This window comes from Thermococcus sp. PK, assembly GCF_000430485.1.
GTDB classification, from domain to species: Archaea; Methanobacteriota_B; Thermococci; order Thermococcales; family Thermococcaceae; genus Thermococcus_A; species Thermococcus_A bergensis.
In genome coordinates, this window is the sequence record NZ_KE387150.1 from 443604 (window position 1) to 458357 (window position 14754).

The following is a 14754-nucleotide window of genomic DNA, read 5'->3' on the forward strand; positions in this document are numbered from 1 at the left end:
TTAAAGATAAACCTTAATAATTTTTAGGTGGTGCCAGTGATAACTCTAACTACAGATTTTGGCATCAAAGGACCCTATGTGGGAGAAATGAAAGGTGCTATTTTGACAATAAATCCGGAAGCAAAAATAATTGACATTACTCACTCGATAACACGTCACAGCATTGTTGAGGGCTCTTTTGTTATGGAGCAGGTAGTGAAGTATTTCCCTCCAAATACCATCCATGTGGGAGTTATTGACCCGGGTGTGGGTACCGAGAGGAGGGCAATCATAATAGAAGGTACACAGTTCTTAGTACTTCCCGACAACGGTTTAGCAACGCTTCCCCTCAAGTGGATACAGCCAAAAGCGGCATACGCAATAGACCTCAAAAAAATGGAAAATATCATAGGGAGAAAGATAAGTTCGACTTTTCATGGAAGAGATGTATTCGGGCCCGCAGGCGCGCTGCTTAGCTTGGGCTATGAGCCTTCAAGGCTTGGAGATGAGATTGATCTTGAGACAATCGCCAGACTTGATCTGGAACCGAAGAAAGAGGGAGATTCCTGGCTTTTGAAGGTTATCTACATCGATGACTTTGGGAACGTCATCTTAAACATCGAAAACTATGGGAAGCCGAAATATGTGGAGATTTTGGGCAGAAAGATTCCCTATTTGGATACTTACGGTAAGGTAAAGCCCGGAGAACTTCTCTCTCTCCCGGGAAGTCACGATTATCTTGAGATAGCGGTTAATCAGGGCTCAGCGGCAGAGTTTCTGGGATTGAAAGTTGGGGATGAAGTTAAGGTAAAGCTGATTTATGAGGAGGGGTAAACGATGAGGGGTCTCTTTGTTGGTAGATTTCAGCCGGTACATAACGGGCATTTAAAAGCTCTTGAATATGTTTTTGAGCAGGTTGATGAGGTTATAATCGGCATCGGGAGTGCTCAGGTTAGCCATACTTTAAAAAACCCATTCACAACAAGCGAAAGAATGGAGATGCTAATAAGAGCTCTGGATGAGAAGGGAATTCCAAGGGGAAAATACTTCCTCGTTGCCTTGCCGGATATAAACTTCAACTCCATCTGGGCTCCTTATGTTGAAGCAATGGTGCCAAAGTTTGACGTTGTCTTTACGGGTAATTCACTTGTTGCACAGCTTTTTAAGGAGAGGGGATACAAAGTGGTAGTTCAGCCGATGTTCAGAAAGGACATTCTTTCCGCTACGGAGATAAGGAGAAGAATGATTGAAGGCGAACCCTGGGAGGACCTCGTCCCAAAGAGTGTGGCGGAATACATTAAAGAGATCAAAGGAGTTGAGAGAATAAGAATGCTGGCGACAGACTTGGAGAAGAACGAGAAGGAGCTTCAGGCACCGATAAGGATTCCTGAGTTCTGATTCCTCATTTATTCACTTCTAGCCAGAAACTGAAGAGCTGATGGGAGAGTTTGGTCTTGTGAAGGGCTTTGGCATCTTGGGATTTCACTCCAGTGCATGGAAAAAGATGAAAAACCCTACATTTAAATTTTGTGGAGGCATTTCACGTATATCAGTGCTTCCTCGCCCCACTTGGGGTACGGATCTATCAGAGCAATCCTCACAAAACCTCTCTTTTCGTAAAACCTCCTCGTCTCGTCATAGGGTTTGTAAGAGAGGTCTCCAGAGGTCTTAACTACCAGAACCTCAAAGCCCCTCCGCGCTGCAAGCTCTTCGATGGAGTTCAGAAGCCGAGAGCCTATCCCTCTACCTCTCAGCTCTCTCTTCACGGCCATCCAGATGATTTCGATGGCCTTATCGTTGAGCGGTTTAACCGTTATAAAGCCTGCAACTTCTCCGTCTTCGACCGCTATGAAGGTCTCCTCCTTCTTCAAGTCCCTCTCAATTCCCCTTTTCCCGTTCTCGTTAAACCACTCGGGTAGGTTTTTTGCTATCTCAAGGCAGGCAAACCTCTCTTCTTCACTTTTGAGTTGCTTAATTATCATTCCAGCCATCTCTCCAGAGAAGTTTTTTCTGAACACTAGGACGTTTGGCTCCTCAGTCTCGTGAGGAAAACCCAAGCCTTTTAAGGTCTGGTAGGGGAGGTTTAACCCCTCTAGGAATTATTACTCTGAATTCGTTTTTCCTTCTCTTCAGCGATCAGGTCTGACCCCACGGATTATCGGTTCCATTTTCATCACATCAAGAAGGACTCATCCGGATATTTATACCTTTGCCCTCCTTGGGGCGTGTTTAGTTTCACCCCCTGTTATTTAAACAGTATTTGACTCTGAGGAGGATTTTCAGACCATAACACATTACCCCAAGCAGGATTCGGGTTACAGTAGTCTTTTTCAGAAAACAGGGGATCCTACTGCCAAACCACGTTGTAAACGCACCCCAGAACCCCTCATGAGGATTCCTATGCCTGTACTCTTCTTCAGAAAACACTCTGTCTCTCTTCTTACTACCAAAACCACCTGGAGCGTTCTTAGTTTTCTTAACAATCGGCCGATAACCCTTTTCCACCACAGTGTTCAGAACTTTCTTTGAATCATAAGCCCCATCAGCATAAAAATTCCCAGAACCCCCCGGCAGGAGTTCAATCAGCTCGTTCTCAGAAGTTGTGATCTTCACAGCAACCGGATACAGTAAACCCGGCAGGATTCTCGTTATTGCCTGAACTTCTATCCTGCCCTTTTTTATTTGTAATAATGGTTGAGTCTGCTTGAGTGCTGGCGTAGGGTAATTTCTGGAGTTTTTTCAGGAGGTGGTTTGTCAGTTCTTCGAGGTTCAGCTTTTTCTCCCAGTTGTGGAGGGTTGAGTAGTGAATGTTTGCTCCGAAGAATTTTCTGCCGTAGTGCTGGGCGTCTCTGAGGGGTAGGTTGTAGTATTGTTTAAAGAGGAGTATTGCCAGTATTGTTTTTACTGGAAATTTTTTGGATTTTGGCAGGTTCTTCAGCTTTCCTTCTGATTCGAAGTCTGCTAAAACGTCAAGAATTGCGAATGCCACGCTTTCAGGGTCTTTGAGTCTGTGATCCCATCTGGGGATCACGACAACCACCTGAAAGAATTCAGCAAAAACCCTAATAAAGGTTACTATAAACACGCCCGCCCTCCTTGAAGTCCAACACAACCGCACAATCATCCCCACGGTATCGTAACGCTGCTGTTGATGCCCCCGCGCAGATAGACAACTATCCCGCTTGCTTCTGCCTTGGGCACTATCCGCAGGACGGGAGCCCGCCCCAACACTGGAAGGTAAGCAGTTGTTTCTTCCCCCCAGGGGAGAGACGTTGAGGTTGCTCTCTTCTCTTTGGAGCACGTAAACTTCAGGTACAGTTTACCGTCCAGAAGGGAGCACCCGGAGAGTTCCAGGCTGGAGACCTCGGGGATCTTTAGAAAGACGCTCCCGTTTTCCACCCTCATGAGGACACCATCTCTCTCGCTCCAGCCTTCTACCGGAAGCGAACTCTCATTGAGAACCCGGTATTCGACGAGACCGCTACATTGGTCGCCCCAGAGGATATCATCCGGTTCTTTTTGGGGCTTATTGCGTTCATAGTGGGCATAATAGGTGGTTCCGACTAATATCAATGCAAAAACAAGGAGATACAGAGGTAAGGCTTTCTTGGTCATACGGCCTCACCTCCAGAAGGGCCCAAAACCAACACACTAAGCAACAGGACACTTAATAATTCCCGTCGCACTGGCATCGCCTGGGAGCTTTTTCGTAATATTGTGTGCGTTCAGATTATTTAAAGGCTTCTACCTTGTAGGCGTAAAAATGTCTAGAAAAGCCTTCCCCGAAAGTCCCTCCCAGAGGAAGTCGTGGTGGTCCTCACTCTTTATTGAACTTGGTCTGGAAAGGACTTATTTTGAAAAAGAAAGAGCTTAAACCATCTTTTTCCTGAACACGAGGACGTTGGGTTCATTGGTCTCGTCCCAGAGGAAAAGGCTAAGCTTCTTCAGGTCAGGAACGACGGGTTTCACGTCACTTGGGAGCATTATCTCAAACACCTCATTACCCTTTTCTTTGGCAACCCATGTCATGGCCGGTAGCATCGTCCTCATGTTCTCTAGCCCAGTTGAAAGGGGCGTGAAGGTCACTCCATCCTTTGTGGCGAGAAACTTTAAACCGGCGGTTTCGTAGGCCTCACCCTTTCTCCTGAGCCACTTCAAGGCTTCTTCTCCACTGTGCACGAACTTCCACCCCAGAGGGATTATCTCAAGGGCTAGGTCTCCAATCTCAAGCTCTGCTGGTGAGGGTTCCTTAGGCTGGAAGGTATCAACTTTCGCACCGAGGTCAAAGAACTTTGCTATCACCGAGAATCCGTCCTTTTTCGCCATCGCTATGCTCTCGCGGTTGAGGAAGTAAGTCGCAAACTCTAGAGCTTCAATTTTTCCCTCTTCGGCGAGCCTCTTCCCGAGGTTGACCATGAAATTGTGAATTAACCTTCCGTAGCCCTTTCCCCTGTAATCGGGGTGAACCCTGAGTCCCTCCATCCACCCGACCTTTTCCGGGAGAAGGGTTAGCTTTGCGGTTCCGATTACCTTTCCTCCAACCTCAAGGACGTAGAAGTTGTCGCCAAGCCACTCGTCGAAGACGTCGGCGAGATAATCCTCTCCACCCCATGTGAGCCTTGCTATCTCCTCGATGAAGGGTTTATCCTCAGGTTTGGCTTTGCGGATTATCGGTTCCATCGTTTTCGCCTCTAAAAACTTTCTCACTAAGGTTTTTATACCCTTCCATCAGATGTCCATCGTAACCGTTAAATATTTATAGTATTGGATTTAAGATTTTTTGCCATGGGAAGCTCACTAAAACAACTCCTCCGGTTATTGAGTTATCTGCGAGAACATAAATTACACTTTGGTATTGGCTTAGTCCTGGTTCTGTTCATGTCTTACACCAACGGTGTAATCCCGGTTCTAATAAGAGAGGCTATAGACAAAGGCGTAACCACCGGCGAGTATAGGGTTGCCGTTCGCTACGCCCTCCTTGTTCTTCTAGTTGCTGTCCTCAACGGGGCCTTCAGCTTCAGCGGGAGATACCTTTTGGTTAAAGCCGCCCAGCACGCCGTCTACCACCTCCGAATGGACGCCTTCAGGGCAATTCAGCGGCACAGGATGGAGTTTTTCGACAAGACCTACTCCGGTCAGCTCATAAGCAGGATAACCAACGACACCGAGAGGATAACGCGCTTTTTATCGTTCCGCGTGAGGATGTTCGTCTATTCCGTCTTCCTCATCATTGTCTCGCTCTACTACATGACCCGCATGAACCGGACCCTCACCGGTGTTGCCCTCCTCACGATAGCCCTCGTTGTCGCTTTAAACACCACCTACGCGAAGAAAGTGAGACCTATATATGACGAAGTGAGGCACCAGACGGGAGTTATAGCCTCGGTCTCGACGGGTAGCATAGCGGGGGTCAAGACAATAAAGGCCCTATCTGCGGAGGAAGAAATCCAGGAGAAGTTCCAGAAGGAGAACGAGAAACTATACGAGCTCAACGTCAAGGCCACCAAGATAACTGCCCTCTACGGTAACGCACCATTTCTCGTGATGGGAATGGCCATGAGCGTCATGCTCTACTACGGAGGAAAGGCAATAATGAGCCAGAACCTGACCGTTGGTGAACTCACTGCCTTTCTAACGTACATGCTCACTATGACATGGCCCCTAAGAGCCCTAGGCTTCACCATAGGGGACATCCAGAGGAGTCTTGCCGCTGCCTCAAGGCTCTTTGAGGTTACCGACTCTGCTCCACCGGAGATTGATCCGCCCGACGCTGTAGAGCTTACCAGCCCGCGCGGGGAGATCGAGTTTAAGGACGTTTACTTCACGTACCACACCGGAAAGACCGTCCTAAAGGGGCTGAACCTGAAGATAAACCCCGAGGAGAAAGTTCTCATAACCGGTCCGCCCGGCTCCGGAAAGAGCACCCTGCTAAAGCTCATAGCCCGCTTCTACGAGCCGGAAAGGGGAGAAGTCCTGATTGACGGTGTGGACGTGAGGAAGATAAAGACGTCCTGCCTGAGGAAAATAGTCGCCTATGTCCCGCAGGAGCCCTTCATCTTCAACAGGAGCATAAGGGAGAACATAGCGCTGGCGAAGCCCGACGCGAGCCTTGAGGAGATCATCAGAGCTGCCAAAATAGCGAAAATCCACGACTTCATTTCATCGCTTCCAGATGGCTACGACACCGTTGTCGGCGAGAAGGGCGTAACCCTCTCCGGCGGCCAGAGGCAGAGGATAGCTCTGGCGAGGGCGCTGCTCCTTGAGCCTAAGATAATCCTCCTCGACGATCCAGTATCAAACCTCGATGCAAAGACCGAGGAGAGCCTGATCGAAGACCTTAAGGACATCCTTCAGGGCAAAACTGCCCTTATTGTCTCCCAGCGCCTTTCAATGACAAGGCTCGTAGATAGGGTAATCGTCATGGTCGATGGCAGGGTCGTTGAGGATGGAAAGCCGGAGGAGCTGGCAGAGAAAGGCGGGCTCTTCAGCGAGATGCTCGGCAGGGGTGGGTGGAATGGCCAGTGAAGTGCAAAAGTCATCACTTTCACTTCTGAAAAGGTTCATAGGCGAGGCCCTGTCCCATAAAAGGACTCTTGCGATAGTCGGTGTGAGCATAGTGGGTTCCGCCCTGGCCACCCTAGCGCCGCCATACATCCTGAGGATAGCGATAGACCGCTACATCCTTGCAGGCAATTATTCCGGCTTTCTGGTTGTGGCCCTTCTCTACCTTGCCTCTCTCGTGGCCCAGTGGTTCTTCGCGACGCTCCAGACTTTCTACATTGAAGTCTTCGGCCAGAAAGTCCTCCGAGACCTGAGGGCGAGGCTCCACGAAAAGGTTCTCCTCTCAAGCCTGGACTTCTTCAAGGACAAATCGACCGGAGACCTCGTTTCGAGGATAGTGAACGACACCGGAATAGTGAACGACGTCCTTGTATCGGGCCTCCTCGGCAGCCTCGGGAGTCTGCTCAGCCTCATAGGCATAATCATCGCCATGCTTCTCCTCGACGTAAAGCTGACCCTCGTAACCCTCACGAGCGTCCCGCTGATGGTCATCATAGCTTACTACTTCGGCGGGAAGATGAGGAGGGCCTACAGGGAGACAAGACAGAAGATAGCGAGAATTTCGAGCGTCGTGGAGGAGAGCGTGGCTGGAGTTGAGACCATAAGGGCCTTCGGAAGAGAAAGCGACGTCGAGAGGGAGTTCTCGAAGGTCTCAAGGGAAACTATAGGGGCCTACCTCAGGGTGGCTGTGTATATGGGCGTCTTCTGGCCGCTCATGAACATAACCAGCCTGCTCTCGGTCATAGTCGTGATCGCCTATGGAGGCTACCTGGCCTATCAGGGCGCGGTTAGCGTTGGCGTCGTCGTTGCCTTCATCCAGTACACCCAGCGCTTTCTCGGGCCGATAAACGAGGTCATTGGCCTCTACGACAGCCTGCAATCGGCTCTGGCCGCGCTGGAGAGGATATACGAAGTGTTGGATGACGGGAACGTCGAGGACTACTCCGGAAAAGAAGTGGAGAGGCTGAAGGGCGAGATCAAGTTCGAGGACGTCTGGTTTGAGTATGAGAACGGCGTCCCCGTCCTCAAGGGGATAAACCTCCACATACCTCCAGCCACAAAGGTGGCCGTTGTCGGGAAGACTGGAGCCGGAAAGACCACGATGGCGAACCTGATAATGCGCTTCTACGACCCGACGAGAGGCAGAGTGCTCTACGACGGGATTGACGGAAGGGAAATAAGTCGGAAGAGCCTTAGAAGGAGGATAGGCTACGTCCCGCAGGAGACCTACCTCTTCCCGGGGACGATAATGGAGAACATCCTCATGGCGAATCCCGAGGCGAGCGAGGAGGACGTTATAAGGGTCTGCAAGCAGCTTGGCGTCCACGAGTTCATAGAGAGGCTCCCGCAGGGCTACCACACCTCCGCGGGAGAGGCCGGAAAGCTCCTCTCCGTTGGTGAGAGGCAACTTATATCCCTCGCAAGGGCCCTCTTAAAGGATCCGGACATAGTAATCCTCGACGAGGCACTCTCAAGCGTTGACCCGAAGACAGAAAGGCTGGTGCGGGATGCCATGCTCAGGCTGATGGATGGGAGGACGAGCATCATAATCGCCCACCGCCTCGGTATAACTCGCTTCGCCGATAAGGTCGTGGTTGTTGATGATGGAAGAATAGTTGAAGAGGGCTCTCCGGAGGAGCTGCTCGCGAGGAGGGGCCACTTCTACAGGCTCTACACATCGCAGATGGGAAAGGTGTGAGTTTTTACTTTCTTCTGCGATTCACAGGAGGAATAATTCAGCCGTTATGAATCCAGCAAGGCTCGCGCTGTAAGGCAGCATCGGGTGGATACTCGCCAAAGCTCCAGCTGCAATTGGTGTTACGAGTCCAAGGGCTCTGTTGTAGCTGTAGTTGGAATATGGCTTTTTATCCTCTCTGCTGGCTTTCACAATATCGACAAACATCAAAAATGTTGTCCATGTTGATGCTCACCACCCATATACACACTTGCTTTCTCTGCATTGGTAACAAAAAACATGAAGTGGAGGGGATGAATTAAGCCATTATCTTTGTACTATCTGACCTCCTCTTCGCTCTGAAGGGCGAGGCTTTCGAAAAGGAAAAGTAACTTTTATTCAAAGGGCCCTCCTGAACACCAACACATTGGGCTCTTTGGGGTTATCCCAGACTTCAAAGCCAAGCTCTCTGAAGGGCTCAAGTAATTCCTTCCTTTCTTCAGGCACCATAATTTCAAGGTATTTTTGATTTGCTTTCAAGGCTTCTTGGGCCATGCAGGGGAGGAGTTGTTTTACATATGGCTTTGAAAGGTGAAACGGTACAAAGGCACTTTCGGAGTCTTTGGGCATCATGAACTTGGTTCCGCCGCATTCTTTGATAATAGCTTTTTCTTTAAGCCAGTCTAAAGCTTCCGGGACTTTATGAACGAACTTCCATCCTACTGGGATATACTCCTCGTATTCAAGCTCTTCTAAAGAGGCTATTGTGCTGTCGGATGGCTTTGAAGGTTTAATTTCTTCTACAGCTTTCCCCATAATGTAGTAGCGCTTGACGATCTTAAAACCATCTTTCTTTGCCATTGCTATGCTCTCCTTGTTGAGGTAATACGTTGAAAATTCCAGAGCCCTTATAATTCCTTCTTCCGCAAGTCTTTTCCCTTTTTGCAGCATGAAGTTTTGGATCATCCTTCCGAATCCTCTGCCGCGGTAATCTGGATGTACTCTAAGTCCTTCAAGCCATCCGACTTTATCCGGCAAAAGAGTTAGCTTCGCAGTTCCAATTACTTTTCCATCAAGCTCAAGAACGTAGAAGTGCCCATCTTTTACCCAGCTCTCAAAAACCCTTGCGAGGTAATCCTCACCATCCCACGTTAACCTTGCAATCTCTTCAATGAAAGGTCTATCCTCTGGTCTAGCCTCTCGAATTACGGCGGTCATGATGTTCTACCTCCAAGATGTATGGAAATTTTTTGCCCATCCCCTTTAAGCCCTTTTTGCTGAGCATACGGTACAGGGTATAGGCTTTCAAATATTGGGAGCTATCTCAAAATTTTTTAATAAATATTCAACTAATCCACTTAAGGTGCTGAGATGATTCCCCAAACACACCTCAAAGTTCTCCGTAAGCTGTACGAGAGGTTAAAGGACAGCAGTGTGAACTGGGTCGTTACAGGGAGTCTTGGGTTCGCGCTCCAAGGTGTTCCTGTTGAGCCCCATGACATTGACATTCAGACGGACAGAGAAGGGGCTTATGAAATTGAGAGCCTCTTTTCCGAGTTTGTAGTTGAGCCGGTAAGATTTAAGGAAAGTGAGAGAATCCGCTCGCACTTTGGGGCTCTGGTTATTGACGGGATTAGAGTTGAGATAATGGGGGACATTCAAAAGAAAGTCGAGGGTGAATGGGAGCAACCTGTGGATATAAGCAGATACAGGCGCTTTGTGCAAATCGAAGGTATGCAAATCCCTGTTTTGGATTTGGAATATGAGTATCAGGCATATCTCAAGCTGGGAAGGGTTAAAAAGGCAGAGATGTTGAAAAGGTTTTTGGAAGAGAGGGGAAAAGAGAAACTTTAAATGCATTGAGCCGTCTTATTTCCGGAGGGTTTGTTGTGAGAGTTGTCCTTGTCCCGATGTACGTTAAATACAACAATTTCAACGCCAACTGGGAGGAGTTTGAGCGGAGGTTTGATGAGGCGATTGGTTATAACCTGGACTTTGTGGTATTTCCCGAGTACTGCTTTACCGGATTTAAGGAATGGGACTTCTCAGGGGCCGAGCTTTATGATGAGATTGTCGAGCGGGTGAGCGAATTCGCAAGGGAGAACAACGTTTATGTCATCTTCGGCCTTCTTGAGCCCTACAAGAACTGCACCTACAACTCGGCTCTGCTGATTGGGAGAAACGGCGAAGTCCTCCTCAAGCACCGCAAGTTTCAGGAGCCGATGAAGTTCTGCACTGGCAACACCGTCAAAACGGTGAAAACCGAGTTCGGCAAAGTGGCCATTATCATCTGCGGTGACCTCTACAACAAGCGCATATTGAAGTGGATTAAACGCAAAAAGCCTGACTATCTCTTTGTGCCGATGGAGTACTCACCGGACTACGGAGAAATAAACGAGAGGGATATCAAAGCGATGTCGGAGCGTGTGAAACTCTTTAGAGCTAAAACTTTCATTGTGAATAGTTTTCCACCGGGTGGTGCATGGGTTTTCGATGAAGCCGGAAATCTTCTTGTTGAGGCTATTGGTAATGAGCTCTTAGTCTTCGCTGTTCTCTAGTGGCTTTTCCAGTAACAGCTCCAAAAGCCTATTGTTAAAATCAATCTTGACAGCCCCATTGCCAATACTAAAATCCAAATGGTAATGATGAAAAAGGTGTGCCCTCCCCGACCGACTCCCGGTCACCACTCCCGGAAGTGTGAGAGGGGAGGGCACTGAAAATTTGGGGGATGAAGATTTAAGTGTTTTCTCCGACCTGTCTCGCTTCCTCAGGTTCGCCCTTCCTTCTGCTCTCGTTCTTTATGACCTGAATAACGTAATCTATGAACTTTCTAACCTCTTCTAAATCCTCTTCTGGGATATCTTGAATCTTCTTGTTCTTTGTTTTGTACGTAAGCAGTTTTAGGAGTGCCAATCTTCCGAGTGCTGTTTTTGTGCTTATCTCGCCCTCTTTCCAGTCGTGCCATATAGCGTTGGCTATTCCATAGAATTCAGGTATGCTGTCCAGCCCCGGATCACCGATGTCCAGCACTTCTTTGCCAAGATACTTGTACCTCTCTTCCTTCTCCTCCTTTGTGAACTCTTTTGACTTTTCTTTAATATACTGGTGCACCATTCACACCACCTCCAAAAATACATTGATTCCAATGTTTATTAACTTTTTGTTTCTAAAATGCATGGATAAGCTTATAAGCCCCAATAAGATACATGTCTGCACCTTAATACGGCGGTGAAAACAATGAATGAACTTCTCTACCTTTTGCTCTCATTTGGGGTTATAATAGGGTTCATAAGGCTAAAGGTAAATGTAGGGATTTCTATCTTCTTGGGTTCCCTTCTGCTTGGAGTTCTCTTCGGATTAGCACCGGAAGACCTCATACGCTCCCTTTACATATCCTCCACCGAGTGGCCAACTTTGAGGCTTATTTTAATTATAATCTCGATAATGGCTTTGACTAGTGTCTTTTCTCAGATTGGCTACCTCAAGATGATGGAAAAAGCTACAAAGGAGCTGTTTCCAAATGAGAAGTACTCCCTAGCAGCACTGCCGGCTTTAATAGGCTTGTTGCCAATGCCCGCTGGGGCTCTTGTATCCGCTCCCATGATAGAGACTGTAGCCAACAAGCTCAACCTTTCTCCGGAGAAAAAAACTATCATCAACTACTGGTTTAGGCATATATGGGAGCACTCCTGGCCCATGTATCAGGCGATAATAATTGCCTCAGCAATTTTGGGAATTTCTGTAAGAGAATTCAGCAGTAAGATGTTTCCATTGACAATAATCATGGCCATGGTTGGGTATCTTTTCTTCCTCAAGCCCATAAAACCGCCGAAAAAGGAAAAGGGCAACATAAAAGAGGGCTTAAAACTCTTCCTCAAAAGCACGTATCCGATAATTGTAATTATCATTATCTCCATTGTTCTTGGATATGATATGGTTTATGGCGCATTTATAGGATTTTTATCTGCATTGATACCCCATTTTAGGAGAATAACTAAAACAGAAGTTGTAAAGCAGGCATTACAGCCAAAGATAATATTTCTCCTCTTTTCAGTTATGTACTTCAAAAAGCTTCTTGAAGTCACAGGAGCTGTTGAAGCCCTTCCGAGGGTTATCTTGGAGTTAGACCTCCCAATAATAGCAGTAATCGTTATAACCCCATTTTTGGTTGGATTGATGACCGGCATAAGCTTTGCCTACGTGGGCATGACCTTCCCATTACTTGCACCGTTTTTTGGAAGCTTTGATAAAATTGCACTTGCCTACCTGAGCGGCTACATGGGGATGCTCTTCAGTCCCGTTCACCTATGCCTGGTCTTCTCCGCAGAATACTACAAAGCCGACCTAGGAAAAGTCTATAGAGCGATGCTGATTCCGGGTTTGCTTCTTTTCATACTTGGGGTTCTTTACATATCTTTACTGTGAGCATCAGAACATCATTTAGTTCTTTGAGGCTTTATTCTTTTATGGTTTCCTGAAGCTGTCAGCAATATGGCTTTTTCGTTACGTACCTAAAAATAGTGGCGAGTCTCACAATTTCTTCTTTGTCATTTATCTTGATTTGGGGCAAAAACTCCTTTTAAAGGCTTAAAGAATTGTTGATAAAAGCAAAGAATTTATATAAGTGGAAGGTTTAAATAATAACAGAGGAGGGCATATGGATAATGCACTATTACTTTCGGGTCAGATATCCAGTCTTTCTGCGAAGATAGTTGGAGCTCTATTTTTAGCTTACGTTTACTGGAAGCACAAACGAAAACCTGCTCTTTGGTGGTCTCTCTCTTGGGTAGCCGCTGCTTTTTCAATACTTTCTGATATTACCGGAAACATATACATTCTCTCACTATCAGAGGCACTCTGGGCGTCGTTTTTGTTTTATGGCACGATTGTACTTATGGAGGAAGAAGGAATTGCAAATGAGACACTGTCAGGATAAGCAGTGGGACGTTAGGTTTAAGTTTCTGATACCTCTTCAGAAAAGGGGAGAGAAATGAGGACTGAAACCATTATTTACTTACTGGTTTCAGTCTTAAAAACCTTTCGCCGGAACAAAATCCCAGCAAAAAAGAAAACCAGGGCAATAAACCTGTACCTGCACGGACTAAGTTACAGACAGGTAGGAACAATCCTCGAAATCAGCCACACAACAGTCTGGGAAACAGTCCAAAAATTCGCGAAAGCAGTTTACCAGCCGAAAATCCTCGCAGTCAAAAAACAGAGAAACTTCATCGCAATTGACGAGACAGTGATAAAGATCAACGGCCAGAAGAGATTTCTCTGGGCTGCAATCGACGTTGAGAGCAAAGAAATCCTAGCAGTATGGATTACAAGCGTTAGGAACTGGTGGATTGCCAGGGACTTCATTCTAGTTGTTTTGAAATCCTGCGAGGGACAGCCAATTTTCCTGGTTGACAAAGGGCCGTGGTATAAATCAGCGTTTAAATCTCTCGGGCTGGATTATCTGCATGTGACTTTCGGGCCGAGGAACTGTGTTGAGCGCTGGTTTAGGACTGTTAAAGAGAGAACAAAGCGTTTCTGGAATAACTTCAGGGCTAGAGACTGGAGGAGGGTTCACAGGTTTGTTTTTCTGTTTTCATTCTGGTATAATTTTGTTAGAATTCATTCTCGGTTTGGTGGACCGCCTGGTGATGTGACTGAATGGCTTCAGGAGGTGATACCCCAGTTATCCTGACAGTATCTGCAAATGAAAAAGTAAAGCTTTTATCAGCAATCCCCGTTATAGTAAGCCTCTATGGTGCTTTAGTAGATGTTTTGGGACTTTCTTCTGATTGGTTTGCACTTGTTGGTCTGTCTTATGCAGTTTCAGCTTTTTTAATGGTTATCTCCGGGCTCTTAATAATATCTCTCAAAACGTTTTACAACAAGAAAGCATTGTATTTAGGCAGCGCTGTTACTCTCCACGGACTTCATGAGCTTGACTACCCCATCTTGAGACTGGTGGAATGGTTTGCTCCAATAGGGTTTACCTTAGGGGCCATACTTGCCCTCCTAGTTGCGTACTTTATGATACGATTTGTTTTTACGGAACAGTTCATAAAGGGAATCAAAAAGCCCCCAGTGGAAGTACATTTTAAGCCGGGAGTGATGATGCTCATGCCCGAAGAGTACACCACAATAAAAGAAAAGCTCGAAAAAATTCCTGTTTTGGGGTTTGTTCGAGACCTCAACATTCCTGAGAGCTGGAACGTTTTCTTCATAACGAGTATAGAGGGAAGAAACTCTATATCCCCAACCAACTTGGCAAGAATTACTGATATAACGGTCAGATACTTAAAAGAAGCAAAAGAAAAGGGATTCGGAGGAACCGTTGTTGTAGATTGTCCCGAGTATTTAAAAACATACAACGGCTTTGAAGCTATTGTTAAGTTTCTCTCTGCTCTAAAGGATTTCACGCTTTTCTACGGCGGAGTCCTGATACTGGTAATCGACGAAGGGGCTTGGGAAGAAAGGGAGCTTGTGACACTGAAAAGGGTTCTTACTTGATTCCAAAAATTTATAACTTTTCTTTTCTTCAATGC

The 14754-nt window shown here is 46.9% G+C and carries 18 protein-coding genes; 10 read left to right on the forward strand and 8 right to left on the reverse strand.

What is annotated here, in order from left to right:
* Positions 1-36: 36 nt before the first annotated feature.
* Both THEPK_RS10635 and THEPK_RS10640 read left to right on the forward strand, forming a co-directional pair.
* Positions 37-813 (forward strand): SAM hydrolase/SAM-dependent halogenase family protein, encoded by a 777-nt coding sequence (locus THEPK_RS10635; protein WP_042701718.1) that lies wholly within the window; start codon positions 37-39, stop codon positions 811-813.
* A gap of 3 nt (positions 814-816) precedes the next feature.
* The gene (locus THEPK_RS10640) at positions 817-1377 is read left to right on the forward strand and encodes a nicotinamide-nucleotide adenylyltransferase (protein WP_042701721.1); all 561 of its coding nucleotides are present in this window, start codon (positions 817-819) and stop codon (positions 1375-1377) included.
* Between the two features lie 122 nt (positions 1378-1499).
* On the opposite strand, the gene THEPK_RS10645 is transcribed toward THEPK_RS10640, so the two are convergent.
* The 5 genes from THEPK_RS10645 to THEPK_RS10665 form a co-directional block, all read right to left on the reverse strand.
* A complete protein-coding gene (locus tag THEPK_RS10645) occupies positions 1500-1961 on the reverse strand; it encodes a GNAT family N-acetyltransferase (protein ID WP_042702299.1) in 462 nt (153 codons plus the stop codon).
* A 253-nt stretch (positions 1962-2214) separates the two neighbouring features.
* Complete coding sequence (locus tag THEPK_RS10650) at positions 2215-2592, reverse strand: hypothetical protein (protein WP_042696758.1); 378 nt, start codon at positions 2590-2592, stop codon at positions 2215-2217.
* A complete protein-coding gene (locus THEPK_RS10655) occupies positions 2573-3064 on the reverse strand; it encodes a hypothetical protein (RefSeq protein WP_042701724.1) in 492 nt (163 codons plus the stop codon). Before THEPK_RS10655 ends, THEPK_RS10650 begins: the two co-directional genes overlap by 20 nt.
* A 35-nt stretch (positions 3065-3099) precedes the next feature.
* Complete coding sequence (locus THEPK_RS10660; protein WP_042701727.1) at positions 3100-3594, reverse strand: hypothetical protein; 495 nt, start codon at positions 3592-3594, stop codon at positions 3100-3102.
* Between the two features lie 255 nt (positions 3595-3849).
* Positions 3850-4659, reverse strand: a complete 810-nt coding sequence (locus THEPK_RS10665) for a GNAT family N-acetyltransferase (RefSeq protein ID WP_042701730.1) — start codon at positions 4657-4659, stop codon at positions 3850-3852.
* Positions 4660-4764: 105 nt separating this feature from the next.
* On the opposite strand from THEPK_RS10665, the gene THEPK_RS10670 reads away from it, so the two are divergent.
* Both THEPK_RS10670 and THEPK_RS10675 read left to right on the forward strand, forming a co-directional pair.
* Positions 4765-6504 (forward strand): ABC transporter ATP-binding protein, encoded by a 1740-nt coding sequence (locus THEPK_RS10670; RefSeq protein WP_042701735.1) that lies wholly within the window; start codon positions 4765-4767, stop codon positions 6502-6504.
* Positions 6494-8239, forward strand: a complete 1746-nt coding sequence (locus THEPK_RS10675) for an ABC transporter ATP-binding protein (protein WP_042701737.1) — start codon at positions 6494-6496, stop codon at positions 8237-8239. The genes THEPK_RS10670 and THEPK_RS10675 overlap by 11 nt, the downstream gene beginning before the upstream one ends.
* A 21-nt stretch (positions 8240-8260) precedes the next feature.
* Here the strand turns inward: THEPK_RS10675 and THEPK_RS10680 are convergent, their stop codons facing one another.
* Complete coding sequence (locus THEPK_RS10680; RefSeq protein ID WP_042701740.1) at positions 8261-8443, reverse strand: hypothetical protein; 183 nt, start codon at positions 8441-8443, stop codon at positions 8261-8263.
* 171 nt (positions 8444-8614) lie between these two features.
* Positions 8615-9433 carry a GNAT family N-acetyltransferase gene (locus tag THEPK_RS10685; protein WP_042701743.1) on the reverse strand — a complete coding sequence of 273 codons (819 nt, stop codon included), beginning with the start codon at positions 9431-9433 and terminating at the stop codon, positions 8615-8617.
* 153 nt (positions 9434-9586) lie between these two features.
* Here THEPK_RS10685 and THEPK_RS10690 point away from each other — a divergent pair, with 153 nt between their 5' ends.
* On the forward strand, positions 9587-10069 hold the full coding sequence (locus tag THEPK_RS10690) for a nucleotidyltransferase domain-containing protein (protein WP_042701746.1): 483 nt from the start codon (positions 9587-9589) through the stop codon (positions 10067-10069).
* 35 nt (positions 10070-10104) lie between these two features.
* Complete coding sequence (locus THEPK_RS10695) at positions 10105-10773, forward strand: carbon-nitrogen hydrolase family protein (RefSeq protein WP_042701750.1); 669 nt, start codon at positions 10105-10107, stop codon at positions 10771-10773.
* A gap of 178 nt (positions 10774-10951) precedes the next feature.
* Here the strand turns inward: THEPK_RS10695 and THEPK_RS10700 are convergent, their stop codons facing one another.
* Positions 10952-11329 (reverse strand): hypothetical protein, encoded by a 378-nt coding sequence (locus THEPK_RS10700; RefSeq protein ID WP_042701753.1) that lies wholly within the window; start codon positions 11327-11329, stop codon positions 10952-10954.
* 123 nt (positions 11330-11452) lie between these two features.
* On the opposite strand from THEPK_RS10700, the gene THEPK_RS10705 reads away from it, so the two are divergent.
* The 4 genes from THEPK_RS10705 to THEPK_RS10720 all read left to right on the forward strand — a co-directional run bounded on the left by THEPK_RS10705 (position 11453) and on the right by THEPK_RS10720 (position 14719).
* Positions 11453-12640, forward strand: a complete 1188-nt coding sequence (locus THEPK_RS10705) for a TIGR00529 family membrane protein (RefSeq protein WP_042701756.1) — start codon at positions 11453-11455, stop codon at positions 12638-12640.
* A gap of 232 nt (positions 12641-12872) precedes the next feature.
* Positions 12873-13151: a hypothetical protein gene (locus THEPK_RS10710; RefSeq protein WP_042701758.1), complete on the forward strand. Its 279-nt coding sequence runs from the start codon at positions 12873-12875 to the stop codon at positions 13149-13151.
* Positions 13152-13205: 54 nt separating this feature from the next.
* Positions 13206-13907: an IS6-like element ISPfu5 family transposase gene (locus THEPK_RS10715; RefSeq protein ID WP_011011653.1), complete on the forward strand. Its 702-nt coding sequence runs from the start codon at positions 13206-13208 to the stop codon at positions 13905-13907.
* Complete coding sequence (locus tag THEPK_RS10720; RefSeq protein WP_052315953.1) at positions 13874-14719, forward strand: DUF835 domain-containing protein; 846 nt, start codon at positions 13874-13876, stop codon at positions 14717-14719. The genes THEPK_RS10715 and THEPK_RS10720 overlap by 34 nt, the downstream gene beginning before the upstream one ends.
* The last annotated feature ends 35 nt before the right edge of the window (positions 14720-14754 follow it).

Bases quoted from the DNA above. Each gene is read 5' to 3' on its own strand.
- THEPK_RS10645 (WP_042702299.1), bottom strand. From the start codon at position 1,961: ATGATAATTAAGCAACTCAAAAGTGAAGAAGAGAGGTTTGCCTGCCTT.
- THEPK_RS10665 (WP_042701730.1), bottom strand. From the start codon at position 4,659: ATGGAACCGATAATCCGCAAAGCCAAACCTGAGGATAAACCCTTCATC.
- THEPK_RS10705 (WP_042701756.1), top strand. From the start codon at position 11,453: ATGAATGAACTTCTCTACCTTTTGCTCTCATTTGGGGTTATAATAGGG.
- THEPK_RS10715 (WP_011011653.1), top strand. From the start codon at position 13,206: ATGAGGACTGAAACCATTATTTACTTACTGGTTTCAGTCTTAAAAACC.
- THEPK_RS10680 (WP_042701740.1), bottom strand. From the start codon at position 8,443: ATGTTTGTCGATATTGTGAAAGCCAGCAGAGAGGATAAAAAGCCATAT.
- THEPK_RS10710 (WP_042701758.1), top strand. From the start codon at position 12,873: ATGGATAATGCACTATTACTTTCGGGTCAGATATCCAGTCTTTCTGCG.
- THEPK_RS10675 (WP_042701737.1), top strand. From the start codon at position 6,494: ATGGCCAGTGAAGTGCAAAAGTCATCACTTTCACTTCTGAAAAGGTTC.
- THEPK_RS10670 (WP_042701735.1), top strand. From the start codon at position 4,765: ATGGGAAGCTCACTAAAACAACTCCTCCGGTTATTGAGTTATCTGCGA.
- THEPK_RS10700 (WP_042701753.1), bottom strand. From the start codon at position 11,329: ATGGTGCACCAGTATATTAAAGAAAAGTCAAAAGAGTTCACAAAGGAG.
- THEPK_RS10660 (WP_042701727.1), bottom strand. From the start codon at position 3,594: ATGACCAAGAAAGCCTTACCTCTGTATCTCCTTGTTTTTGCATTGATA.
- THEPK_RS10690 (WP_042701746.1), top strand. From the start codon at position 9,587: ATGATTCCCCAAACACACCTCAAAGTTCTCCGTAAGCTGTACGAGAGG.
- THEPK_RS10640 (WP_042701721.1), top strand. From the start codon at position 817: ATGAGGGGTCTCTTTGTTGGTAGATTTCAGCCGGTACATAACGGGCAT.
- THEPK_RS10720 (WP_052315953.1), top strand. From the start codon at position 13,874: ATGGCTTCAGGAGGTGATACCCCAGTTATCCTGACAGTATCTGCAAAT.
- THEPK_RS10685 (WP_042701743.1), bottom strand. From the start codon at position 9,433: ATGACCGCCGTAATTCGAGAGGCTAGACCAGAGGATAGACCTTTCATT.